General features: G+C 71.5%; 19 protein-coding genes and 1 pseudogene. 9 read left to right on the plus strand and 11 right to left on the minus strand.

Features of this window, described 5'->3' with window-relative positions; all coding sequences use genetic code 11:
* Positions 1–20: 20 nt before the first annotated feature.
* On the plus strand, positions 21–2,561 hold the full coding sequence (locus tag AB0I18_RS10590) for a DEAD/DEAH box helicase (protein WP_363105035.1): 2,541 nt from the start codon (positions 21–23) through the stop codon (positions 2,559–2,561).
* 234 nt (positions 2,562–2,795) lie between these two features.
* On the opposite strand, the gene AB0I18_RS10595 is transcribed toward AB0I18_RS10590, so the two are convergent.
* From AB0I18_RS10595 to ssd, 7 genes are all read right to left on the minus strand, one after another.
* The gene (locus tag AB0I18_RS10595; RefSeq protein WP_363105036.1) at positions 2,796–3,341 is read right to left on the minus strand and encodes an Rv3654c family TadE-like protein; all 546 of its coding nucleotides are present in this window, start codon (positions 3,339–3,341) and stop codon (positions 2,796–2,798) included.
* Entirely contained in the window at positions 3,338–3,694 is a 357-nt protein-coding gene (locus tag AB0I18_RS10600; protein ID WP_363105108.1) for a TadE family type IV pilus minor pilin, read from the minus strand. The genes AB0I18_RS10595 and AB0I18_RS10600 overlap by 4 nt, the downstream gene beginning before the upstream one ends.
* A gap of 61 nt (positions 3,695–3,755) precedes the next feature.
* The gene (locus AB0I18_RS10605; protein ID WP_363105109.1) at positions 3,756–3,941 is read right to left on the minus strand and encodes a DUF4244 domain-containing protein; all 186 of its coding nucleotides are present in this window, start codon (positions 3,939–3,941) and stop codon (positions 3,756–3,758) included.
* Between the two features lie 151 nt (positions 3,942–4,092).
* A complete protein-coding gene (locus tag AB0I18_RS10610; RefSeq protein WP_363105037.1) occupies positions 4,093–4,899 on the minus strand; it encodes a type II secretion system F family protein in 807 nt (268 codons plus the stop codon).
* Positions 4,896–5,771, minus strand: coding sequence for a type II secretion system F family protein (locus AB0I18_RS10615; protein ID WP_363105038.1), 876 nt, complete (start codon positions 5,769–5,771; stop codon positions 4,896–4,898). Before AB0I18_RS10615 ends, AB0I18_RS10610 begins: the two co-directional genes overlap by 4 nt.
* A gap of 6 nt (positions 5,772–5,777) precedes the next feature.
* Complete coding sequence (locus AB0I18_RS10620) at positions 5,778–7,133, minus strand: TadA family conjugal transfer-associated ATPase (protein ID WP_363105110.1); 1,356 nt, start codon at positions 7,131–7,133, stop codon at positions 5,778–5,780.
* Between the two features lie 152 nt (positions 7,134–7,285).
* Complete coding sequence (gene ssd, locus AB0I18_RS10625; protein ID WP_363105039.1) at positions 7,286–8,389, minus strand: septum site-determining protein Ssd; 1,104 nt, start codon at positions 8,387–8,389, stop codon at positions 7,286–7,288.
* 585 nt (positions 8,390–8,974) lie between these two features.
* Here ssd and AB0I18_RS10630 point away from each other — a divergent pair.
* Positions 8,975–9,799 carry an HAD-IB family hydrolase gene (locus AB0I18_RS10630; protein WP_363105040.1) on the plus strand — a complete coding sequence of 275 codons (825 nt, stop codon included), beginning with the start codon at positions 8,975–8,977 and terminating at the stop codon, positions 9,797–9,799.
* A gap of 390 nt (positions 9,800–10,189) precedes the next feature.
* On the opposite strand, the gene AB0I18_RS10635 is transcribed toward AB0I18_RS10630, so the two are convergent.
* Positions 10,190–11,020: an oxidoreductase gene (locus tag AB0I18_RS10635; RefSeq protein ID WP_363105041.1), complete on the minus strand. Its 831-nt coding sequence runs from the start codon at positions 11,018–11,020 to the stop codon at positions 10,190–10,192.
* 101 nt (positions 11,021–11,121) lie between these two features.
* Between AB0I18_RS10635 and AB0I18_RS10640 the strand changes: the two genes are divergently transcribed.
* The gene (locus AB0I18_RS10640) at positions 11,122–12,102 is read left to right on the plus strand and encodes an ATP-binding protein (protein WP_363105042.1); all 981 of its coding nucleotides are present in this window, start codon (positions 11,122–11,124) and stop codon (positions 12,100–12,102) included.
* 38 nt (positions 12,103–12,140) lie between these two features.
* Here the strand turns inward: AB0I18_RS10640 and AB0I18_RS10645 are convergent, their stop codons facing one another.
* Positions 12,141–13,466: a hypothetical protein gene (locus tag AB0I18_RS10645; RefSeq protein WP_363105043.1), complete on the minus strand. Its 1,326-nt coding sequence runs from the start codon at positions 13,464–13,466 to the stop codon at positions 12,141–12,143.
* Positions 13,467–13,749: 283 nt separating this feature from the next.
* Here AB0I18_RS10645 and AB0I18_RS10650 point away from each other — a divergent pair, with 283 nt between their 5' ends.
* The 6 genes and pseudogenes from AB0I18_RS10650 to AB0I18_RS10675 all read left to right on the plus strand — a co-directional run bounded on the left by AB0I18_RS10650 (position 13,750) and on the right by AB0I18_RS10675 (position 21,978).
* The gene (locus AB0I18_RS10650; protein ID WP_363105044.1) at positions 13,750–16,089 is read left to right on the plus strand and encodes a SulP family inorganic anion transporter; all 2,340 of its coding nucleotides are present in this window, start codon (positions 13,750–13,752) and stop codon (positions 16,087–16,089) included.
* Positions 16,090–16,411: 322 nt separating this feature from the next.
* A pseudogene (acs, locus tag AB0I18_RS10655) lies at positions 16,412–18,405 on the plus strand (acetate--CoA ligase).
* 231 nt (positions 18,406–18,636) lie between these two features.
* The gene (nhaA, locus tag AB0I18_RS10660) at positions 18,637–20,082 is read left to right on the plus strand and encodes a Na+/H+ antiporter NhaA (RefSeq protein ID WP_363105045.1); all 1,446 of its coding nucleotides are present in this window, start codon (positions 18,637–18,639) and stop codon (positions 20,080–20,082) included.
* A gap of 102 nt (positions 20,083–20,184) precedes the next feature.
* Positions 20,185–20,673, plus strand: a complete 489-nt coding sequence (locus tag AB0I18_RS10665) for a phage holin family protein (RefSeq protein WP_363105046.1) — start codon at positions 20,185–20,187, stop codon at positions 20,671–20,673.
* Positions 20,670–21,635: an alpha/beta hydrolase gene (locus AB0I18_RS10670; protein WP_363105047.1), complete on the plus strand. Its 966-nt coding sequence runs from the start codon at positions 20,670–20,672 to the stop codon at positions 21,633–21,635. Before AB0I18_RS10665 ends, AB0I18_RS10670 begins: the two co-directional genes overlap by 4 nt.
* A gap of 163 nt (positions 21,636–21,798) precedes the next feature.
* Positions 21,799–21,978: a hypothetical protein gene (locus AB0I18_RS10675; RefSeq protein ID WP_266500130.1), complete on the plus strand. Its 180-nt coding sequence runs from the start codon at positions 21,799–21,801 to the stop codon at positions 21,976–21,978.
* Between the two features lie 81 nt (positions 21,979–22,059).
* Here AB0I18_RS10675 and AB0I18_RS10680 read toward each other — a convergent pair whose 3' ends face one another.
* Complete coding sequence (locus AB0I18_RS10680; RefSeq protein WP_363105048.1) at positions 22,060–23,259, minus strand: MarP family serine protease; 1,200 nt, start codon at positions 23,257–23,259, stop codon at positions 22,060–22,062.
* Between the two features lie 13 nt (positions 23,260–23,272).
* Entirely contained in the window at positions 23,273–23,950 is a 678-nt protein-coding gene (locus AB0I18_RS10685; protein WP_363105111.1) for a CoA pyrophosphatase, read from the minus strand.
* Positions 23,951–23,982 lie beyond the last annotated feature (32 nt).

The raw sequence follows: 23,982 nt of genomic DNA on the forward strand, positions 1-23,982 counted from the left end.
GGGACGGTTCGCCAGCCGCGATGGCATTCAATCACTTACCGGCAGGCGTGCACGACGCCTTGGGTCCATTGTCCGTCACGCCAGTGACACACTCGATGCCGATGGCCAAGAATCACCGATCCGATCGACCCTCGACGGACACCGCTTCCCGCCCCTCGCCGGGCGAGATCCTGGACCGGCTCGCCGCTGGGCCGAGCCGGGCTTCGCGCATCACTCATACGGAGCACTTGCCCCCGCGCGAGGGTCGCCATGCCGTGTGGCCCGACCGGATCCGCTCAGAGGTCATCGCCGCGGTGCAGTCCGCGGGTATCGAGCACCCCTGGGCCCACCAGGCACTCGCGGCCGAACACGCCCTGGACGGCGATTCGGTGATCGTCTCCACCGGCACGGCCTCCGGCAAGTCGCTGGCGTACCTCGTGCCCGTCCTGTCGTGTCTGCTGGACGGCTCCGAGGCTCCGAACGGCCGCGGCGCCACCGCGCTGTACCTCGCTCCCACGAAGGCCCTCGCGGCCGATCAGCGGCGTTCTGTGAAGGAACTTTCACAACCGCTGGGCAATGCCGTACGCTCCGCGGTCTACGACGGGGACACTCCCGTCGAGGAACGCGAATGGGTACGCCAGTACGCCAACTACGTCCTCACCAACCCCGACATGCTGCACCGCGGGATACTGCCCTCGCACCCCCGCTGGGCCTCCTTCCTGCGCGCCCTGCGCTATGTCGTCATCGACGAATGCCACACCTACCGGGGCGTCTTCGGCTCGCATGTCGCCCAGGTGCTCCGCCGCCTGCGCCGCCTGTGCGCCCGCTACGGCTCCTCTCCCGTGTTCCTGCTGGCCTCCGCGACCGCCGCCGAACCTTCGGTCGCCGCGACCCGGCTGACCGGCCTGCCCGTCGTGGAGGTCGCTGACGACGCCTCACCGCGTGGCGAAGTGGTGTTCGCCCTCTGGGAACCGCCCCTCACAGAACTCCACGGCGAGAAGGGCGCCCCCGTCCGCCGAACCGCCATCGCCGAGACCGCGGACCTCCTCACCGACCTGGCCGTGCAGGGCGTGCGCTCGGTCGCCTTCGTACGGTCCCGTCGCGGGGCCGAGCTGATCTCGGTGATCGCCCAGGAGCGGCTGGCCGAGGTCGACCGGTCGCTCGCGAGACGCGTGGCGGCGTACCGCGGCGGCTACCTCCCCGAGGAACGCCGCGCCCTCGAACGCGCCCTGCACTCCGGCGAACTCCTCGGCCTCGCCGCCACCACCGCCCTCGAACTCGGCATCGACATCTCCGGTCTGGACGCCGTCGTCATCGCCGGCTACCCGGGCACCCGGGCGTCGCTGTGGCAGCAGGCGGGCCGCGCGGGCCGCAGCGGGCAGGGGGCACTGGCGGTCCTGGTCGCCCGTGACGATCCGCTGGACACGTTTCTCGTCCACCACCCCGAGGCCCTGTTCGACCAGCCGGTGGAGTCCACCGTCCTCGACCCCGACAACCCGTACGTCCTCGCACCCCACCTGTGCGCGGCGGCCGCCGAACTGCCGCTGACCGACGAGGACCTGCCCCTCTTCGGTCCGGCCACCGCCGATCTGCTGCCGCAGTTGGAGGCCGCGAAACTGCTGCGTCGCCGCACGAAGGCCTGGCACTGGACGCGCCGGGAGCGGGCCGCGGACCTCGCCGACATCCGCGGCGGGGGCGGCAGTCCGGTGCAGATCGTGGAGGACGGTTCGGGGCGGCTGCTGGGCACGGTCGACGCCGCGGCCGCGCACACCAGCGTCCACGAGGGTGCGGTCCACCTCCACCAGGGCCGTACGTACCTGGTGAAGGAACTGCACCTCGACGACTCTGTCGCCCTGGTCGAGGAGGCCAACCCGCCGTATTCGACGGTCGCCCGCGACACCACGGCCATCTCCGTCCTGGAGACGGACGTCGAAGTCCCCTGGGGCGAGGGCCGGTTGTGCTACGGCTCCGTCGAAGTCACCAACCAAGTCGTCTCCTTCCTGCGTCGTCGTGTCATCACCGGCGAAGTGCTCGGCGAGTCGAAACTCGACCTCCCGCCTCGTACGCTCCGTACGCGTGCCGTGTGGTGGACGGTCACCGAGGACCAGCTCGACGCCGCCCGCGTGAACCCCGAGATCCTCGGCGGCGCCCTGCACGCCGCCGAGCACGCGTCGATCGGCATGCTGCCGCTCTTCGCCACCTGCGACCGCTGGGACATCGGCGGCGTCTCCGCCCCGCTGCACCCGGACACCCTCCTGCCCACCGTCTTCGTGTACGACGGCCACCCCGGCGGCGCGGGCTTCGCGGAACGCGCCTTCCACACCGCCCGCGAGTGGCTCACGGCCACCCGCCAGGCCATCGCCTCCTGCGAGTGCGAGGCCGGCTGCCCGTCCTGCATCCAGTCCCCCAAGTGCGGCAACGGCAACGAGCCGTTGCACAAACGGGGGGCTGTCCGACTGCTGACGGTGCTGCTGCAGGGAGCGGCGGGGGCGCGACAGGGAGAGGCGGGGGTCGCGTCGGGGGCGGGTCACACCCCCGGCGAGGGCGCGGGGCACGCCCCCACTGAGGGCGTGGGGGGCTAGGGACGTCGCCGCCGTACCGCGTCCCGGACGCCCCGACGACTCACCCCCACTCCCACCCCCACTGTCCAGCCGGGGCACCGACCAGCCGGGGCCTCACGGGCGAGGGAGGCCGGCCCCGCCATCGTGTCGTCGTCGAAGACGCCGAAGAGGCCCAGGAGACGGGGACGGGGGCGCGAGCGGTCGAAGGAGCGGGAGGCTGACAGTTGAAGGGGCGGGAGGCTGGCAAGGGGGCAGCTACGGCCCCACCTCCCCGGCAACTCGCCCTGAAGACCCGGCTGCCGTCACCGGTTCCCCGGGACCGGCCGACACCGCCGACTCCTCAGCCCGTGCCAGTCCCCCAGACCCTGCCGGTCCCCCAGGGCCTACCGGGCCTACCGGTCCTGCCGGTCCTGCCGGAGCCACTGGCCCCGCCGGGCCCGCCCGCGACCTGACCTCGGCGCCCCACGGACCCCGTCCCGCCGCGACCGTGACGTCCGAGATCTCGCCGTGGACGGCGCACTTCACGATCCAGGTGCCCTGGGCCCGCGCCACCCGGTCCGCCTGGGCGCAGGCTTCCGTTCCGCCGTCCATCCAGTGGTCGGCCGCCGCGAGCGCCGCCAAGTCGGCCGCGCTACCCGCGCGATGACGGATCACCACCGCCTGGCTCATCGCGAGGACGGCACCGAAGACGACACACAGCACCGCAATCGCGCCCACGGTCCAGACGGTGGCCGACCCCCGGTCCGAGTCCGACGCGAACGCCCTCGTACGCGACCGGAGACCGCCGCCCGTCACCGTCATCCGCCCGCTCCCACCGTCTCCTCGGCCAGGGCCACGGCCTCGTGGTCCAGGTCGAGGACCAGCGCGTCGGGCCCCGGCGGCTTCGCCTCGACCCGTACGCGTACCAGATCGCCCTCACGTCGGACAGTGACCCGCGCGCCACTCGGCGCCGTCTGCCGGGCCACCGCCGTCACCGTGCCCGGCGGATCCTGCCGGGCAGCCGCCCGAGCCCCCGCCCGGGCCGCGTCCACGCACTGGATCTGCGCGGACGCGGCCAGCAAGGCCCAGACCAGCGCCATCGTGAACACGACCAGCACGGGCAACACCACGGCCGCCTCTGCCGTCACAAACCCCCGGTCACCGCCCCGGCCCACCGCTCGGGACCCGAGTCCGCCCTTCTCAGACCCGCCGGAACTGTCGGAGCTGCCAGAACTGTCAGAACTGTCCATGGAGTGCCTTCTCCACCAGCTCCTGCAGAGCCGCGCGCACCTGCCCACTGGTCAACACCTGATAGAGCAGCGCGGCGAACCCGACCGCCGCGATCAGCCCCATCGCATATTCGGAAGTGACCATTCCGGTATCCCTCCGCATGGCCCGTCCCCGGCCCGCCAGGGCCCACATCCGCACTCGCAGCCACACCCGCATTGCCTTGCTCATCCGAACCCCCGTGCAGTTCAACTCTGTTGCCTCGTCCGGCTCATCCGGCTCGCGCAACTCGTACAGATCCACGCTGTTCACCACTCGTCGTTCACCGTTCACCGCGTCCCGTCCGTCATCCGCCACCCCCTCCCAGCACTCCGTCCGCAAGCCCGATCACCACAGGCAGCACCCCGATGGCGATGAACGCGGGCAGAAAGCAGAGCCCCACCGGCGCGGTGACCAGGACGCCCGCCCGCCGTGCACGAGCCGTGGCGGTACGCCCCCACTCCGCGCGCGCCTCCGCCGCGAGGCGTGCGACGGGCACCGCCGCCGGCACACCGGACTCGCCGGCCCGCTCCAGCAGCCGAGCCAGCGCCCGGGCCCTCGGCAGGGCGGCCAGTCCTCGCCACGCCTCGGCCGGTTCACCCCCCAGCCGCATCTCGGCCGCACCCCGCGCCAGCCGCTCCCCCACGGGCCCGCCCAGCGCCTCTCCCACGGCCTGGGCGGCCACTACGGGACCGGCACCCGCCGCGATACAGGCCGCCAGCAGATCGGCGGCGAGGGGCAGTTGCCGCTCCGCCAGAACGGCGTCGAACTCCTCGGCCGGCACCGGTCTCCGCTGCCACCACCCGACCCCGGCACCGGCCACAAGCCCCACCACGAGCCCGGGAACACCACCGACGAACACCCAGCAGGCGCCCACCGCCCCCACAACCGGCAGCCACCGCCTCACCCCGGCACCGACCTCGAAGCGCCGACCGACGGGGCCCGACTCCACGACCGGTCCCGGACCCGGCTCGCCAAGAAGGTCCAGCACCGCCCCCAACCGTCTGCGCACCCTCCGCTCCCGTCGCGCCGTACCCAACGCCCGCGCCAGCGACCACACTCCTGCCACCACGCACAGGGCTACCCCCAGCCTGTGGACAACCTCCACGCTCATCCCGCCTCCGCTCCGCGTACGATCCGCAGCGCCCACCACAGCCCGACGCTCTCCAGCACCCCGCCGACCAGCAGACAGCCCAGGCCCGCCCCGGTGTGCAGCACTACGTGGAGCGGATCGGCGCCGAGCGCGGTGCCGAGAAGCAGCCCCAGGACCGGCAGTCCGGCGAGCAGCACCGCAGTCGACCGTGCGCCCGCCAACTGGGCGCGCAAGTCCGCCCGTTGGTCCCGCTCGGCACGCAGCGCTCCCTCCAGCCGGTCGAGCCCGGCCGCGAGTCCGGCGCCCCGGTCCACGGCGACCCGCCAGCACGCGGCGAGTCCCAGCAGCCCTTCGGCGCCCGGCCGCCGTGCCGCATCGGTGAGCGCGCCGGGCACATCCCCGCCGAACCGGGCCGCCGCCAGCACCACCGCCTGCGCGCCACCGAGCCCGTCCGAGTCACGGGCGGCGCCGAGCAGTGCCTCACCCGGCTGCCGACCGGCGCGCACCTCCCCCGCGAGCGCCCCGCACAACGCGATCACCGCGTCGGCCCGACGCTCCCGCGCCCGCCGCCCCGCCCCGGCACGCCGGGCCCGCCGCACCACCGGAACCCCGAGCGCTCCCACGACGAGCGGCAGCACGGACGCGCCCAGCAGAGCGATCACCGACCCGGCGACCAACGACCACCACTCGCCCCGTGAACGGTGCAAACGCCGCAGCCACTCCCCGGCCCGCGCCACCTGCTCCCGCGACGGCGGTCCGACCCCGGCCGCGCCACCACCCGCGCACAGCAGCTGCGCCCGCCGCGCTCCCGGACCCTGTCCGCCCATCAGCCAGGCTGCCGCCCCGGCACACACCGCGACCGCCCCCACGGACACTTCACCGACCCCCGTCACAGCCCTTCAACCCCTTTCACGGTCATCACGAACATCACTGCCGCCACTGAAAACACCGCCCGCACCGACTGCACCGACCGCCCTGGCAGTACTGCCGGCACTGATGGCACTGACGGCACCACTGGCCTCAAACAGCCCCCGCAACCGCTCCCACCCCCGCTCGTACACGAAGGCCTCCGCGCCCCACCGCAGCGCCGGTACCGTCACCACCAGCCCCGCCGGGTCCCGTTCCAGCACGTGCACCTCGGCGATGCGCCGCCGCCCGGCCCGGTCGCGTGCCAGATGGAGCACCACCGACAACGCGGCCGCCAACTGGCTGTGCAGGGCGGCCCGGTCGAGTCCCGCGGCCGTGCCCAGTGCTTCGAGGCGGGCCGGTACTCCCGAGGCCGCGTTGGCGTGGACAGTTCCACAGCCGCCTTCGTGACCCGTGTTCAAGGCGGCCAGCAGATGGACCACTTCGGGCCCGCGCACCTCGCCGACGACCAGCCGGTCCGGCCGCATACGCAGGGCCTGGCGCACCAGGTCCTGGAGGGTGACGAGTCCGGCGCCCTCCTGGTTGGCGGGGCGGGACTCCAGGCGTACGACGTGCGGATGGTCGGGGCGCAGCTCCGCCGAGTCCTCGGCGAGCACGATTCGCTCGCCCGGCCCGACGAGGCCCAGCAGGGCGCTCAGGAGCGTGGTCTTGCCGCTGCCCGTACCGCCGCTGATCAGGAACGACAGCCTCGCGTCGAGCAGGGCCCGCAGCACTCGGTCCCCGCCGGGCGGCACCGTCCCGGCCGCCACCAGTTCGTCGAGCGTGAACGCCCTCGGCCGTACGACCCGCAGCGACAGGCACGTCGAGCCGACGGCGACCGGTGGCAGCACCGCGTGCAGACGGGTGCCGTCCGGAAGCCGCGCGTCCACCCAGGGGTGTGCGTCGTCGAGCCGCCGCCCGGCCACCGCGGCCAGGCGCTGCGCGAGACGTCGGACGGCCGCCGCGTCCCGGAAGGAGACAGCCGTCAGCTCCAGGCCGCCGCCCCGGTCCACCCACACTCGGTCGGGCGCCGAGACCAGCACATCGGTCACCGAGGGGTCGCCGAGCAAGGGTTCCAGCGGCCCGGTTCCGACCAGCTCCGACCGCAACCGGGCGGCTGCCCCGAGGACTTCGGCGTCCCCGAGCACCCGACCCTGCTCCCGCAACGCCTGCGCCACCCGTGCCGGAGTCGCCTCGGCGCCACTCTCGGCAAGCCACTGCCGCACCCCGTCCAACAGCCCCGCGTCGGCCGGCCCCGCATCGGCGGGCACACCCGCGCCCGCCCGTCCGCCGGGCCGTCCCGTGTCCGCGGGCACACCTGCCCCCGCCCGCCGACCCACCGGTGCCATCTCCGCAGACAGGCCCACCGAGGGTGCCGGGCCCCTACGCCCGTCCGAGAGCCCCGCGTCCACAGGCAGAGCCGCGCCCCCACGCTCGCCGTGCAGCCCTTCGGGCACGGACAGCCCCACAGGCACCCGGCGCCGCACACGCGTGCCCCCGCTCATACGATCCCTCCCGCCACCGCGGCCCGCTCCCAGAACGCCGAGCAGAAGCGCGCGAGCGGCCCCCGCCCGTCTCCGCCCGGCGGAGCTCCTCGCTCCTGGGCCGCCGCCAACCCCGCCTCCACGGGCACCTCACCCGCCAGGGGCAGCCCGAGCAGCCGGGCCACCTCCTGGTCGTCCAGACCGGGCGCGTACGGCCCTCGTACCGCGACCCGCAGGTCCCGGAGCACCATCCCGACCGCGGACGCCACCCGTCCGGCCGCCGCGACCGCGCGCAGCTCGGCGGGGACGACGAGCAGTCCCAGGTCCAGCTGGGCGAGGGCCTCCGCGCCTCCTTCGTCGATCCGGCGCGGCAGGTCCACGACCACGGCTCCGCCCCGCCGCCGGGCCGCGGCCAGCACCGCGCGGACGGCCTCGGGCGCGATGGTGACGGCATCGCCCCGGTCCCAGCTGAGGACCCGGAGGGCGTGCAGGGAGGGCAGCGACTCCTCCAGGGCGCCGCCGCCGACCCGTCCGTGCGAGGCGGCGAAAGCCGGCCAGCGCAGACCTTCGGCGGCCTCTCCGCCGAGGAGTACGTCGAGTCCGCCGCCCAGCGGATCCGCGTCGACGAGAAGGGTGCGCCGTCCCTGGCGCGCCGAGGTGACCGCTAGGGCGCAGGCCAGCGTCGAAGATCCGGCGCCGCCGCGACCCCCGATCACGCCGACGGTGAGGGCGGGCGGCCCGACTCCTTCGGCCACGTCGGCGATCCGGTCGACCAACCATTGTTCGCCATCCGGCAGCAGCAGAACATGGTCGGCACCGATCTCCACGGCCCGCCGCCAGACCCCGGAATCGTCCTGATCTCGTCCCACCAGCACGACGCCGCGTCTGCGGGCGGCCCCGCGCACCCGTCGCGCGGCATCGTCGCCGACGAGCACCAGAGGCGCCGTCTCCCAGCCGCCACCGCGCTCCGGCACCCCGTGGTGGACTTCGGGCCGGGCGCCGGCCGCGGCGCACAGCCGCAGCAGGTCGTCCAGCAGATCCACGTCCTCGGTGACGATCAACGGTCCGCCCTGCCGCCCCTCGGCGGCCGACGGCCAGTCGTGTGTGATGGCTCCCGCCACGATCTCCATCCCCCTTCACAGCGTCCGCCGCGGAGCCCCGGTGGCCCCGCGATTCCCGCCCGCACGCAAGAACCGGCAACCGGCCCTCCATATGAACCGCCGATACGAACCGGCCATAGCCGTCGGGCAAACCGAACCGGCCATGAACTTCCGCGAGCGGGACGCGCTGGAATCACGGTGCAGCGATCCCGGAAATCGTGTGGATCTTGATCGATAACTGTGGACAACTCGACGGTTGTGAATATCGCCTTCACCCAAACCGGCGACGCCCGTGCGACTTCCTTAGAGCAGCGCGACGACTACCCACAGTGACGGATCACGGGATGGGCACAGAGAAGCGCCGACGCCCGCACAACGGGCCCCGGCGCTCGGGAAGGAGAGAAAACGGAGGGCGAAAACCCATCCGGACATGCGACGACCCCCGCCGGGGGGGAGAGCGGGGGTCGTCTCCACGGCCGACTCGGGGGGGGGAGGAGCCGGACCGGGTTAGACACGGTCGCGAACGATCCGTGACTTCCATGGTGTACCCGAGAGGCCTCTCAGGCAAACCCACACGCCCCACACTAGCCCGAATGGTGGGCGCATATGCTCGGCCCCGTGGAAAACCACTCCTTGCCTCGCACAGCGGCCTTCTTTGACCTGGACAAGACGGTCATTGCGAAGTCGAGCACGCTCACCTTCAGCAAGTCGTTCTACCAAGGCGGGCTGATCAACCGCCGGGCGGTGTTGCGTACCGCATATGCCCAGTTCGTCTTCCTCGCGGGCGGCGCCGACCACGACCAGATGGAGCGGATGCGCGCATACCTGTCCGCGCTGTGCCGCGGCTGGAACGTCCAACAGGTGAAGGAGATCGTCGCCGAGACCCTTCACGACCTGATCGACCCGATCATCTACGACGAGGCCGCCTCCCTCATCGAGGAGCATCACATCGCCGGTCGCGACGTCGTGATCGTCTCCACGTCCGGGGCGGAGGTCGTCGAACCGATCGGCGAACTGCTCGGCGCGGACCGGGTGGTGGCGACCCGCATGGTCGTGGGCGACGACGGCTGCTTCACGGGAGAGGTGGAGTACTACGCGTACGGCCCGACGAAGGCCGAGGCCGTCAAGGACCTGGCCGCGTCCGAGGGGTACGACCTGTCCCGCTGCTACGCCTACAGCGACTCCGCGACCGACATCCCGATGCTGGAGGCGGTGGGCCACCCCCATGCCGTCAATCCCGATCGCACACTGCGCCGGGAGGCCACCGCGCGCGGGTGGCCCATTCTCGACTTCCACCACCCGGTCCGACTGAAGCAGCGGCTGTCCGTACCGCCCCGGCCGGCCATCGTCGCGGCCGCGGCGATCGGCGCGGCGGCGGCCACCGCGGGGCTGGTCTGGTACGCGAGTCGACGCCGTTCGGCGGTGAGCTGAGCCCGCCGGAAACCCCTCCGGGAGAGACCTGCGCCCGATTCGCTCGCCTTTGAACCTAAAAGTAAAGAAGTACAGCGAGGGCTTCCGCTTCCTCCGGTCCAGGAGTACAAAGGGATTAACGGCCCGCGAGACCAAGGACATCCGAGAGGATCACCTTTAAACGCAACCAAGGCCCCACGGACCGAGCATGAACACCGAGCACCCACGCGACGTCGACCCGTCGATTACGGGCCAGCCGCACCAGGGACGGGCAACAGTTCCCGACCTGATGGGCAATACATCGAGGACGCTTGGTAACCCGGTGAACATGCCAGCGGCGGTACGAACCTCGTACCGCCGCAACCCCTTTTCTAGGGCTCTGTTCGCCTCCGGGGCGCAGAAGCCGGTGTCCTACGCAGCGCCGCGCTGCAGCGCCTCGCAGACCGCCGTCGATTCCCGGGCCCCCAGCTCAACCGCCTTGCCGCAGTGGCTGATCCAGGCCGCCATGCCCTCCGGGGTGCCGGAGACGTAGCCGTCCAGGGCCGAGGCATAGGCGGCGCGGCCCAGTTCCGCGTGGCCGACCTCCGCCGGGCAGACCGACTTGGGGTCGAGGCCGCTGCCGACCAGGACGACACGCTCGGCCGCGCGCGCGACCAGGCCGTTGCGGGAACCGAAGGGGCGCAGCGCGAGGAGTTCGCCGTGCACCACCGCGGCGGTCACCAGAGCGGGCGCCGATCCCCCTGCGATGACCAGCCGCGAGAGACCGTCGAGACGGCCCGCCACCTCGGCGGCGTCCGGCAGCGGAAGCTCGATCAGCGGCTCGTCGACGGGCTCCCCGTCCCGCCGCGGACGCCCGACCTCGTCACCCTCGCCCTTGCCCGCGGCGGCCAGCAGATGCAGCCTCGCCAGTACTCGAAGGGGCGACTGCCGCCAGATGGACAGGAGTTGGCCCGCCTCGGCGGTCAGCCTGAGGGCGGCGCCCACCACCCGGGCCTCGTCGTCGCCACTGAAGTCCGTGCGCCGGCGCACCTCTTCGAGGGCCCAGTCGCCGCCGGACAGCGCCGCGGAGCCGCGCGCACCACGCAGCGCGGCCTCCGAGGTGATCTCGTTGCTGCGGCGCCGCATGATGCGGTGCCCGTAGACCCGGTCCACGGCCTTGCGCATCGACTCGACGGCTTCGGGCACGCCGGGCAGCGAGCCCAGCGCCGCGAGCGGGTCGGCGTTCGCACCTGTCGTACTCATGAGTACGACCCTACGCACCCCTGGCCCGCATCCCACTGACGAGTGGTCTTCTTCACGTTTCACAGCTCGCTCGCACGGTCGCGCCACTACGCTTTCTGAACATGAAAATTGCTTTCGTTGGGAAGGGCGGCAGCGGCAAAACCACGCTGTCCTCGCTCTTCATCCGCCACCTCGCGACCACTGGGTCGCCCGTCGTCGCGGTGGACGCCGACATCAACCAGCACCTCGGGGCCGCGCTCGGCCTGGACGACACGGAGGCCGAGGCGCTGCCCGCCATGGGCGACCGGCTGCCGCTCATCAAGGACTACCTGCGCGGCTCCAACCCCCGGATCACCTCGACCGAGACGATGATCAAGACGACCCCGCCCGGCGAGGGCTCCCGGCTGCTGCGGGTCCGCGAGGACAACCCGGTGTACGAGGCCTGCGCGCGGCCGGTGGAACTCGACGGCGGTGCCGTCCGTTTGATGGTCACCGGCCCGTTCACCGAGGCCGACCTGGGAGTGTCGTGCTACCACTCCAAGACCGGTGCAGTGGAGCTCTGCCTGAACCATCTCGTCGACGGCCGGAGCGAGTACGTCGTCGTCGACATGACGGCGGGCTCGGACTCCTTCGCGTCCGGCATGTTCACCCGCTTCGACATCACGTTCCTCGTCGCCGAGCCGACCCGGAAGGGAGTCTCCGTCTACCGGCAGTACAAGGAGTACGCGCGTGACTTCGACGTCACCCTCAAGGTCGTCGGCAACAAGGTGCAGGGGCAGGACGACCTCGACTTCCTGCGGGGCGAGGTGGGTGAGGACCTGCTCGTGACGGTCGGGCACTCTGACTGGGTGCGCGCCATGGAGAAGGGCCGCCCGCCCCGGTTCGCGGAGCTGGAGGACGACAACCTCCGCGCGCTGCGGACCCTTCGCGCCGCCGCCGACGCCACGTACGAACAGCGCGACTGGGCGCGCTACACACGTCAGATGGTCCACTTCCATCTGAAGAACGCGACCTCCTGGGGCAGCGAGAGGACGGGCGCCGACCTGGCCGCCCAGGTCGACCCCGCTTTCGTCCTGCGTGAGGCCGAGACCGCCACTGCCTGAGCGCCGGACTGCGTACGACCGCCCGCCCAGGCCTACGGCTACGGCTTGGCCGCCGGTGTGCCCGGGACGCCCTTCGGGGCCGGGGCGGGCCGGCCGGACAGGAGCGACGGCCAGCCCTGCTTCGGAGCCTCGCCGACCTTGAGCGTGCGGAGCCTGTCGAGGGTCTGGGGGTCCTGGGCGTCGAGCCAGTCGGCGAGCTGCCGGAAGGAGACGCAGCGCACCTCGCGCCGGGTGCAGACGCGCTCGATGGTCTCCTCGATGGCGCGCATGTACGTGCCGCCGTTCCAGGACTCGAAGTGGTTGCCGATGATCAAGGGCGCGCGGTTGCCGTCGTAGGCGCGCTGGAAGCCCTTGAGCAGGCCGTCACGCATCTGGTCGCCCCAGTACCCTTGCTTGGCGGGATCGCCCTGGGATGTGGTGCCCGACTGGTTGACCATGAAGTTGTAGTCCATGGTGAGCGTCTCGAAGCGACGGCCCGGGACCGGGACGAGCTGCAGTGACAGGTCCCACAGCCCCTCCTTCTTCTTGGGCCACAGCTGGTTGTTGACGCCACTGGTGTCGTAGCGGAAGCCCAGCTCGCGGGCGGCGCGCATGAAGTTCCGCTGCCCCTCCAGGCACGGCGTGCGGGCGCCGATGAGCTCCTTCTCGTAGTCGAAGGGCAGCGGGGCGGCCGTCTTCGTGCCCGTGTTGGTCTTCCAGGACTTCACGAACGACTTGGCCTGGGCGATCTCGCTCTTCCAGTCCTCGACCGACCACTCGCCCACACCGCCCCCGCGGCCGCAGAAGTGGCCGTTGAAGTGCGTGCCGATCTCGTTGCCTTCGAGCCAGGCGCCGCGCAGTTGCGTAACGGTGTCCTTGATGCCCTGCTCGTCATTGAAGCCGATGTCGGAGCGGCCCGGTGAGTGCTGCGGCGGCCGGTACAGGTCCCGCTTCTCCTCCGGCAGCATGTACACGCCGCTCAGGAAGTACGTCATCGTCGCCTTGTTGGCCTTGGCCACCTTGCGGAAGTGCGAGAACAGCCGCTGGCCGTCCTCACCGGCGCCGTCCCAGGAGAACACCACGAACTGCGGCGGTCTCTGACCGGGCTTCAGCCGCTCGGGCCGGGGCAGATACGGCTGCGCGCCGGTGAATGCCGTCGAGCCGTCGCCGATCAGGCGGACCGCGCTCTTGGGCGCCGGAGCACCCGGCGCTTTCTTCGCGCCGTGCGCGCCTTCGCCTCGCGCGACTTCGCCCCGGGCACCTTCACCCTGCGCGCCTTTCTTGGCGCCGGTGGAACCGGTGTCGCCGATGGAGCAACCGGCGAGCGCGGCGGCACAGGCCGCGACGACCATGACGCCCGCGGCGATCCTCTGGGTGGCGGCCATGTTCCGCCCACCTTCTTCCTTCAGTCAGGCCGGCGCCGACGTGGGGCGCTGGGACAGCGCCATCAAGGTCGCAGGGACCGAGGGAGGAAGTAGTACGACAAGCCGATCAAAATGCCCAATCACTCGCCAGAGTGAATTACTGACCTATTTGCACCACTTTTTCGTACGGGGTCTTTACTCTCCATTACCATTCATTTACCGAGCGTTGATAAATCCCGCCGCTGTACGCCGTGACCCACGGCCGCGTCCCAAGCGACCGCGTAGCCCCGGAGGAGACGGGAACATGCCTGCCTGCGACCCCACCCGCACCGACAACTCTTCACCCCGGATCAGAGCCTCCGATCTGTCCGCATCGATCGCCGTCTTCCTGATCGCCCTCCCTCTGTCCCTGGGCATCGCCCTCGCCACCGGAGCGCCACTCCAGGCGGGACTCGTCGCCGCCGCCGCGGGCGGGCTCGTGGCCGGCCGGCTGGGCGGCGCGCCGCTCCAGGTGAGCGGGCCCGCCGCCGGGCTCACGGTGGTCACCGCCGACCTCATCCAGACGTACGGGTGGCGTACGACCTGCGCCATCACCGTGCTGGCCGGTCTCGCCCAACTCGGTCTGGGGTTCCTGCGAGTGGCCCGTTCCGCCCTCGCCGTCAGCCCCGCGATCGTGCACGGCATGCTGGCCGGTATCGGCATCACCATCGCCGTCGCCCAGCTCCACATCGTGCTGGGCGGCTCCCCCCACAGCTCCGTCATCGACAACATGCGCGAGCTGCCCGCCCAGTTGGCCGACCTCCATGGGGCGGCCCTGTCGATGAGCGCCCTGACACTGGCCGTACTGCTGCTGTGGCCGCGCGTTCCCGGGCGGGCGGGGCGAGTCGTCCGTACGATCCCGGCGGCGCTCGCGGCCGTCGCGGTGGCCACAGCCGTGGCGTCCCTCGCCGGGCTGCGGCTGCCCCGGGTCGACCTGCCCTCCTGGAGCAGCCACACCCTCGTCGGGCTGCCCGAAGGGCCCGTCCTCGGCATCGTCGCGGCCGTCCTGACCGTGGCGCTGGTCGGCAGCGTCGAGTCGCTGCTCTCCGCGGTGGCCGTGGACAAGCTGGTCGCCGCCCGGAAACGCGGCCCGCGCATCCCGCGCGCCGACCTGGACCGGGAGCTGCGCGGCCAGGGCGCGGCGAACATCGCCTCCGGCGTCCTCGGCGGACTGCCCGTCACGGGCGTCGCGGTACGCAGCGCGGCCAACGTCCAGGCGGGCGGCGTGAGCCGCGACTCGACCATGCTGCACGGGCTGTGGATCGGGGTCGCCGCCCTGCTGCTGGTGCCCGTGCTCGACCTGATCCCGCTCGCCGCGCTCGCCGCGCTGGTGATGGCCGTCGGCGTACAGATGGTGTCGATCAACCACATCCGCACCGTCACCCGCCACCGCGAGATCCCGGTGTACGCGGTCACGACGGCCGGCGTGGTGTTCCTCGGCGTCCTCGAAGGAGTGCTGATCGGTGTCTGCGTGGCCGTGGCCGTCGCGCTGCACCGGCTCACGCGCACGCGGATCACCCACGAGCGGGACCCGGAAGGCGTCCACCATGTGCGGGTCCGCGGGCAGTTGACGTTCCTCGCCGTGCCGCGCCTGAGCCGGACGCTGCACCTGGTGCCCCAGGGGGCCGATGCCGTCGTGGAGCTGGACGGCTCGTTCATGGACCACGCGGCGTACGAGTCGCTGCACGACTGGGAGAGCGCGCACCTCGCGCAGGGCGGTCGCGTCGAGCTGACCGGGCGCACCGGGGCACGGCTCGCGGAGCCGCACGACAAGCACGGCCCCGGGCAGGCCGCGCACTGCAACTGCCGGCCGTGGACCCCGTGGCGCAACCACCACTGCGAGCGCCCGGAGGACGCGTCGGCCGGCGGATCCGGGGACGAGCCGACGGGTTCCGCGGACCCTCAGAGCCCCAGCGGGCATCAACTCGCGCGCGGGATCAGCACGTTCCAGCGCAACACCGCGCCCTTGGTTCGCGGTGAGCTGGCCCGGCTCGCGCGGGAGGGGCAGCGGCCCTCACAGCTCTTCCTGACCTGCGCCGACTCCCGGCTGGTCACATCGATGATCACCTCCAGCGGCCCCGGCGACCTCTTCGTCGTACGGAACGTGGGCAATCTCGTGCCGCCGCCCGGCGAGGAGAGCGGGGACGACTCGGTGGCGGCCGCGATCGAGTACGCGGTGGACGTACTGAAGGTGAGGTCCATCACGGTGTGCGGGCACTCCGGGTGTGGGGCGATGCAGGCGCTGATGAACACCGAACCGGGCGGCGCGCGGACGCCGTTGAAGCGGTGGCTGCGGCACGGGCTGCCGAGTCTGGAGCGGATGGCCGCGAAGGACCGGCCGTGGGCGCGGATCACCGGGCGGGCGCCCGCGGATGCCGTCGAGCAGCTCTGTCTGACCAACGTGGTGCAGCAGTTGGAGCATCTGCGGGCGCACGAGGCCGTGGCGCGGGCGCTGGAGGAAGGCGCGCTCGAACTGCACGGGATGTACTTCCACGTGGGCGAGGCCCAGGCGTATCTGCTGACGGAGCCCACCCGCCACGAGGAGCCCGACGGGGAACTCTTCGACCGGGTCACGGCGACGGCGTTGTACGACACCCCGGCCTGAGCCGCGGCCGCCCCGGCAGGCTCCGACACCCCGGCCTGAGCCGCCCCGGCGGCCACCGCGGTCCTCCCGCGCACTGGTCCACGAAGGCGTCCGCGCACGGGTCCGCGCACGCGGGACCGCCCGCGAGCCTGAACCGCCGCCCTCCCCCGTCCGTGAGAACGTGTGGCCCCCCGGTGCGCCGAGGGCCGGCTGCACACAAGATCCGTACACAGGTCTAAACCAATTCTCGGGCGGCCCTTGTCACCAGGGGTCCACGTCTGATGAGCTGGCCTGGGACACAACGGACACCCCGGGAAAGGGAGATGTCGTGAGCAACGAAAGCCTGGCCAACCTGCTGGGGGAGGAGACGGGACAGTGAGCGAGAACCCCTCCCTCTCCAACCTGCTCAAGGAAGAGCGCAGGTTCGCGCCGCCCGCCGACCTGGCCGCGAACGCCAACGTCACCGCGGAGGCGTACGAACAGGCCAAGGCTGACAGGCTCGGCTTCTGGGCCGAGCAGGCCCGCCGGCTGACCTGGGCCACCGAGCCGACCGAGACGCTGGACTGGTCGAACCCGCCGTTCGCCAAGTGGTTCGCGGACGGAAAGCTCAACGTCGCGTACAACTGCGTGGACCGGCACGTGGAGGCCGGGCACGGCGACCGCGTCGCCATCCACTTCGAGGGTGAGCCCGGCGACAGCCGCGCGATCACCTACGCCGAGCTCAAGGACGAGGTCTCCCGGGCCGCGAACGCCCTGACGGAGCTGGGCATCGAGAAGGGCGACCGGGTCGCCATCTACCTGCCGATGATTCCCGAGGCCGTCGTCTCGATGCTGGCCTGCGCCCGCATCGGCGCCGCGCACTCCGTCGTCTTCGGCGGTTTCTCGGCCGACGCCATCGCCACCCGCATCGCGGACGCCGACGCCAAGCTCGTCATCACCTCCGACGGCGGTTACCGGCGCGGCAAGCCGTCCGCGCTCAAACCGGCCGTCGACGACGCGGTCTCCCGGGCCCCCGGTGTCGACAAGGTGCTCGTCGTGCGCCGTACCGGCCAGGACGTCGCCTGGACCGAGGGCCGCGACGTCTGGTGGCACGAGATCACGGCCAGGCAGTCCGCCGAGCACACGCCCGAGGCGTTCGACGCCGAGCACCCGCTCTTCATCCTCTACACCTCGGGGACGACGGGTAAGCCGAAGGGCATTCTGCACACGTCCGGCGGCTACCTCACCCAGGCCGCGTACACCCACCACGCCGTCTTCGACCTCAAGCCGGAGACCGACGTCTACTGGTGCACGGCCGACATCGGCTGGGTGACGGGCCACTCGTACATCACGTACGGGCCGCTCGCGAACGGCGCGACGCAGGTGATGTACGAGGGCACGCCGGACACCCCGCACCAGGGGCGGTTCTGGGAGATCGTGCAGAAGTACGGCGTGACGATCCTCTACACCGCGCCCACGGCCATTCGTACGTTCATGAAGTGGGGCGACGACATCCCCGCGAAGTTCGATCTCGGCAGCCTCCGGGTGCTGGGGTCCGTGGGTGAGCCGATCAACCCCGAGGCCTGGATGTGGTACCGCAAGCACATCGGCGGCGACCGCACCCCGATCGTGGACACCTGGTGGCAGACCGAGACCGGCGCGATGATGATCTCGCCGCTGCCGGGCGTGACCGAGACGAAGCCCGGGTCCGCCCAGCGGCCGCTGCCCGGCATCTCCGCGACCGTCGTCGACGACGAGGCGCGGGACGTGCCGAACGGCGGCGGTGGCTACCTCGTGCTCACCGAGCCGTGGCCGTCGATGCTGCGCACCATCTGGGGCGACGACCAGCGGTTCCTCGACACGTACTGGTCGCGGTTCGAGGGCAAGTACTTCGCCGGTGACGGGGCCAAGAAGGACGATGACGGCGACATCTGGCTGCTCGGCCGGGTGGACGACGTGATGCTCGTGTCCGGGCACAACATCTCCACCACCGAGGTCGAGTCGGCGCTCGTCTCGCACCCGTCGGTCGCCGAGGCGGCGGTCGTGGGCGCGGCGGACGAGACGACCGGCCAGTCGATCGTGGCCTTCGTGATCCTGCGCGGGACGGCTTCCGCCGAGGACGAGGGCCTGGTGGCCGACCTGCGCGCCCACGTGAGCAAGGCCCTCGGCCCGATCGCCAAGCCCAAGCGGATCCTGCCGGTGGCCGAGCTGCCGAAGACCCGCTCCGGCAAGATCATGCGCCGCCTGCTCCGTGACGTCGCGGAGAACCGTGAGCTCGGTGACGTCACCACGCTCACCGACTCCACGGTGATGGACCTCATCCAGGCGAAGCTCCCGGCGGCGCCCAGCGAGGACTGACGTACGGAGCTGCCGTACGACCTGACGTACGAGCTGAGGGGCACCCGGCGCCGGACGCGCCGGGTGCCCCTTCCGCGTTTAACGTGAAGATCACCGTTTGGCTCCGGCCGCAGCTTGGATAAGCTGAGGAACGCGTCAACAACGCGACAAGAGAACTCAGAAATCTATAGGTGCGCCGGGAAGTCTGGTCGGCATGTGCTCAGTGCTGCCCACCGACCGGAGGTCGTCCCCGTGTCCGCGCCCACCCCCTCCCCCGCTCCCGACCCCGATCCCGCTCCCGAAGAAGCCGGGAAGGACCGCAAGGTCCTCGGGCGGCTCTCGCTCCCCGAGCGGACCTTCGTCGCGGACGCGCTGCGCACCGAGACGGTCGGCGGCGTACTCCTCCTCGTCGCCGCGATCACCGCGCTGATCTGGGCGAACACCCCCCTGCGGGACAGTTACGAAGCCGTCCGCGACTTCCACGTCGGACCCGCCTCCCTCGGCCTGGACCTCTCCGTCCAGCACTGGGCCGCCGACGGGCTGCTCGCGGTCTTCTTCTTCGTCGCCGGTATCGAACTCAAGCGTGAACTGGTCGCCGGCGACCTCAAGGACCCGAAGGCCGCCGCGCTCCCGGTCGTCGCCGCGCTGTGCGGCATGGCCGTACCCGCGCTCGTCTACGTACTGGTCAACGTCACCGGCGGCGGCTCGCTCGCCGGCTGGGCCGTACCGACCGCGACGGACATCGCCTTCGCGCTCGCCGTCCTCGCCGTCATCGGTACCTCGCTGCCGCACTCCCTGCGCGCCTTCCTGCTCACACTCGCCGTCGTCGACGACCTCTTCGCGATCCTGATCATCGCGGTCTTCTTCACCGAGGACCTGAACTTCGCCGCCCTCGGCGGCGCCGCCGTCGGCCTCGCCGTCTTCTGGCTGCTGGTGCGCAAGGGCGTACGCGGCTGGTACGTGTACGTCCCGCTCGGCCTCGTCATCTGGGGGCTGATGTACAACAGCGGCGTCCACGCCACCATCGCCGGTGTCGCGATGGGCCTGATGCTGCGCTGCACCCCCCGCAAGGACGAGAGCGAACAGCGCTCCCCGGGCGAGCACATCGAACACCTCGTACGTCCCCTGTCGGCGGGCCTCGCCGTACCGCTGTTCGCACTGTTCAGCGCCGGGGTCGCGGTCTCCGGAGGCGTACTCGGGGATGTGTTCGCGCAGCCGGAGACCCTCGGTGTCGTCCTCGGCCTGGTCGTCGGCAAGGCGCTCGGCATCTTCGGCGGCACCTGGCTGACGGCCCGCTTCACCCGGGCGTCGCTCTCCGACGACCTGGCCTGGCCGGACGTCTTCGCGGTGGCCTCGCTCGCGGGCATCGGCTTCACCGTCTCGCTGCTCATCGGCGAACTCGCCTTCGAGGGCGACCAGGCGCTCACCGACGAGGTCAAGGCCGCCGTGCTCGTCGGCTCCCTGATCGCGGCCGTCCTGGCGGGCACGCTGCTGAAGATCCGCAACGCCAAGTACCGCAAGATGTACGAGGACGAGGAGCGCGACGAGGACCAGGACGGCATCCCCGACATCTACGAGGTGGGCAACCCTGCGTACCACCTGCGGATGGCCGACATCTACGAGCGGAAGGCCGCAGAGCACCGGAGGCTTGCCGAAGTGACGGCCGGGGCAAGCGATGAGGACGACGGTCCGGCATGATCTGACACGCACGGTCCGACACGTACGGAAAACGCCCCAAGAGAACGTCCCAAGAGTCCTAAGAGCCCTAAGAGGACGTCCCAAGAGAACAGGGAGAACGCGATGAGCGCACCCGACGGCAGCCCGGTCGGCGCCGAACGCAGCATCGGCCAGCTGTTCGCCTCGGCGACGACCGAGATGTCCGCACTGGTGCACGACGAGATCGCACTGGCGAAGGCGCAGCTCAGGCGGGACGTCAAGCGCGGCGCGGTCGGCGGCGGCGCCTTCGCGGCGGCGGGCATGGTACTGATCTTCTCCCTCCCGATGCTGAGCTTCGCCCTGGCGTACGGCATCCGCACCTGGAGCGACTGGAACCTGGCCGTCTGCTTCCTGCTGTCGTTCGCGGCGAACGTGGTGGTGGCCGGGGTGCTCGCGCTGATCGGTGTGGTCTTCGCGAAGAAGGCCCAGAAGGGCAAGGGTCCGCAGAAGACCGCGGCCTCGGTCAAGGAATCGGCAGCCGTACTGCAGAACGTGAAACCGCACCCCCGTGAGGTGGGCCCGGCGGAGCGGGTCGGTGACAGCGGCAAGGCTGTGGCACGCTCGTCCTCATGACGGACCCCTCCATCCCTGCGGGGCAATCACCTTCGGCGCAACCCACCTCGGTCGTACGGCTCGACGTTCCCGGCGGGCACGAGGTGACCCACCGGGACGTCGCCGCCAACGGCGCGCGGTTCCACATCGCCGAGATGGGCGACGGGCCACTGGTCCTGCTGCTGCACGGTTTCCCGCAGTTCTGGTGGACCTGGCGGCATCAGCTCGTGGCGCTCGCCGACGCGGGCTTCCGCGCCGTCGCGATGGACCTGCGGGGTGTGGGCGGCAGCGACCGCACGCCCCGGGGCTACGACCCGGCGAACCTCGCGCTCGACATCACGGGGGTCGTCCGGTCCCTCGGCGAGCCCGACGCCGCGCTCGTCGGCCACGACCTCGGCGGCTATCTGGCGTGGACGGCGGCCGTGATGCGGCCCAAGCTCGTCCGCCGGCTCGCGGTCTCCTCGATGCCGCATCCCCGGCGCTGGCGCTCGGCGATGCTCTCGGACATGAAGCAGACCGCGGCGGGCTCGTACATCTGGGGCTTCCAGCGGCCCTGGATCCCCGAGCGTCAACTCCTCGCCGACGACAGCGCCCTGGTCGGCCGGCTCATCCGGGACTGGTCCGGGCCGCGGCTGCCGGACGACGAGGCAGTGGAGGCGTACCGGCGCGCGATGCTCATCCCGTCGACGGCGCACTGCGCGCTGGAACCGTACCGGTGGATGGTGCGCTCGATGGCCCGCCCTGACGGCATCCAGTTCAACCGCCGCATGAAGCGGCCGGTGCGGGTGCCGACGCTCCATCTGCACGGCTCGCTCGACCCGGTGATGCGCACGCGGAGCGCCGCGGGATCCGGGGAGTACGTCGAAGCGCCGTACCGCTGGCGGCTGTTCGACGGGCTGGGGCACTTCCCCCACGAGGAGGACCCGGTGGCGTTCTCGACCGAACTGGTGAACTGGCTGAAGGACCCCGAGCCGGACCGCTGAGGCCCGCCGAGGGCCGACTGAGGGCCCGCCGACGCCGCCGCACCGCACGTCCGACGCGCCCCGGGGAACACTTGTCCTACGAACAGCCAATTGCCTGGCGCATAGGCCAATTGGGGGGAGTGGGGGCGGTTATCGACCTTGGGGCAGGGGCAGACGTCGGGGTATGGGCTGGACGCACGACTACAGTGACGCAGCACGAAACCGCCGCTCGGCCAGTGGTCTGAGCTCCCACCAGAGGGGTGCCCCGCAACTACAGGGCACCGATCCTCGGCTGGGAATCCCGCACATTCTCAGGCGTCGGGCCCGCTGGGTCTCGGCGCGCCTGCGCCATCCTCGCGGCTGAGTCCTCCACCGAGTCCTCGGCCGGGGCCCTCGTACGTGCGACCCTCGCGGCCGGTCCTCCCGACGCCGCCGAGCTGCCGGGCTACAGCGCGCAACTGTCGCTGTCCACCTGCTGGTTGGCGGTACGGCCCCGGGTGATGTCCTCCTGGACCTCGTCCACGGTGAGCGCGTAGCCCGTCTCGGCGCTGTCGAGGGACTTCGCGAAGACCACCCCGGACACCTTGCCGTCCGGGGTGAGCAGCGGGCCACCGGAGTTGCCCTGGCGCACGGTCGCGTGCAGCGAGTAGACCTTCCGCTGCACGGTGCCGCGGTGGTAGATGTCCGGGCCATTGGCCGTGATGAGGCCGCGCACGCGGGCGGGGTTGATGGTGTACGACCCGTTCTCGGGGAAGCCCGCGACGATCGCGCTGTCCCCGGTCACGGCTTCCTTGGTCGTGAACTGCAGGACGGGCGCCCGCAGATCCGGCACGTCGAGTACGGCGATGTCGCGCTCCCAGTCGTAGAGCACGACCTTCGCGGCGAGCCGCCTGCCCTCGCCGCCTATCTGGACGTACGGCTCATCGACGCCGCCCACCACGTGCGCGTTGGTCATCACACGGCGCTGCCCGAAGACGAAGCCGGTGCCTTCGAGGACCTTGCCGCAACTCTCGGCGGTGCCGGTGACCTTGACGATGGAGCGCTGGGCCCGGGCCGCGGCCGCGCTGTCGGCGAGCGCGGGGTCGGGGGCCTTCACCTCCTTGATGGGCTCGTTCGAGAACGGGCTGAAGACCTGGGGGAAGCCGTTCTGCGCGAGTACCGAGGAGAAGTCGTCGAACCAGGTGTCCGCCTGGTCGGGCAGCACCCTGGACACGCCGAGCAGCACCTTGGAGTTACGGATCTCCTTGCCGGGCGTCGACAGTGGCGTGCCGGCCAGGAGCAGGCCGATCAGCCAGGCGACCAGCAGCATCGCCACGACGTTGACCAGAGCGCCGCCCGTGGCGTCCAGGGCGCGGGCCGGGGACCAGGTGATGTACCGGCGCAGCTTGTTGCCGAGGTGGGTGGTCAGGGCCTGGCCGACCGAGGCACAGACGATCACGATGACCACGGCGACCACGGCGACGGTCGTGCCCACCGTCCCGTCGTCCGTCAGCGCGTCCCAGACGACGGGCAGGAGGTAGACCGCGACGAGGCCGCCGCCCAGGAAGCCGGTCACCGACAGGATGCCGACGACGAACCCCTGGCGATAGCCCACGATCGCGAACCACACGGCGGCGACCAGCAACAGGATGTCCAGCACGTTCACGGAGGCCACCCTGTCATGCGCGCCAGTCGAGCGGGACCTGCTTGTCGCGGTCCCAAGGTCGCTCCCAGCCCGAGTAGTGCAGGAGGCGGTCGATGACTCCGGCGGTGAAGCCCCAGACCAGAGCTGATTCGACCAGGAACGCCGGACCTCGGTGGCCGCTGGGGTGGACCGTCGTCGCGCGGTTGGCCGGGTCCGTGAGATCCGCCACGGGGACGGTGAAGACCCGGGCCGTCTCGTTCGGATCGACCACGTCGACCGGGGTCGGCTCGCGCCACCAGCCCAGCACCGGGGTGACCACGAAGCCGCTCACCGGGATGTAGAGCTTCGGGAGCACGCCGAAGAGTTGGACGCCGCCGGGGTTCAGCCCGGTCTCCTCCTCGGCCTCGCGGAGAGCGGCCCGAAGCGGCCCGTCGACCTTCGGGTCGCCGTCCTCGGGGTCGAGGGCGCCACCGGGGAAGGACGGCTGCCCGGCGTGCGACCTGAGCGAGGTGGCGCGCTCCATGAGCAGCAGCTCGGGACCGCGCTCGCCGTCCCCGAACAGGATCAGTACGGCGGACTGGCGGCCCGCGCCGTCCGCGGGCGGCAGGAAGCGGCTCAACTGGAGCGGCTCCACCGTCTCGACGGCCCGCACCACCGGGTCCAGCCAGCCGGGCAGGCCGTCCTTGATCAGGTCCACATCGCCGCCCCGCATGTCGTGCGTACCGCCGCCCTGTCTGTCGTGCG

The organism is Streptomyces sp. NPDC050704 (assembly GCF_040654355.1).
In the GTDB taxonomy this organism is placed as follows: Bacteria; Actinomycetota; Actinomycetes; order Streptomycetales; family Streptomycetaceae; genus Streptomyces.